This window comes from Aeromonas popoffii (genome assembly GCF_000820025.1).
GTDB classification, from domain to species: domain Bacteria; phylum Pseudomonadota; class Gammaproteobacteria; order Enterobacterales; family Aeromonadaceae; genus Aeromonas; species Aeromonas popoffii.
This window is the reverse complement of record NZ_CDBI01000017.1, coordinates 2452-3195: the sequence shown is the minus strand read 5'-3', so window position 1 is coordinate 3195 and position 744 is coordinate 2452. Positions and strand designations below refer to the sequence as shown.

The window sequence follows — 744 nt, the reverse complement described above, 5'->3', positions numbered from 1 at the left end:
CGCCTGATCCGCGCCCCCGCCGTGACTGACTTGTTCGGACCCGGTCATCCGGATCAGCAGGCAGAGGATAGCTGGGACCAGCGCGCCATCGCGCAAGGGGAGACCATACTCGAGCAGCAGGGCAACTGGCTCACCTTGGTCAAGCCCTTCAAGGCGTACAAAGAGTACCGCGGCACCCAGTGCACCACCTGCCATCAGGTGCCGGAAGGTACCGTCATGGGGGCGGTGCGGATCAGTTACGACCTCAGCCACACGTTCAGCGAAATTCGCCACAACAACCTGATCCTGAGCGGCAGCCTGGTGGCGGTGTTCGGGCTCGGTTTCGGCCTGCTTGGCTGGGTGCTGCAGCGCTACATCAAGCGACCGGTGCGCCACCTGCAACTGACCATGACTCGCATGGCCAAGGAGCGGGATCTCTCCCTCCCCCTGCTCAACCCGAGCCGGGATGAGCTGGGCCAGATGACCCGCGCCGTCAGCGACATGGTGCAGGGGTTTCGCCACAGCTTGCAGGAGGTGGAGCACGCGACTCAGCAGCTCTATCAGGAGTCAAACCAGATCAGGCAGGTCGCGACCCAGACCGAAGGCTCGGCCCGCCAGCAGGAGCACATGACCACCCAGGTCGCCGCCGCCGTCAGCGAATTGGCCGCCAGCTCCCACGAGGTGCGAGAGCACGCCCGTCACAGTGCCGAGCTCTCCGCCCTCACCAACCAGGATGCGGCCAACACCAGTCGCCTAGCCCAGCAC

The 744-nt window shown here is 65.2% G+C and carries 1 protein-coding gene; it reads left to right on the top strand.

Features of this window, described 5'->3' with window-relative positions; translation table 11 throughout:
- Positions 1-744 (top strand): methyl-accepting chemotaxis protein (locus BN1129_RS04430; RefSeq protein ID WP_042034747.1); only part of this gene is annotated, 744 nt, incomplete at both ends.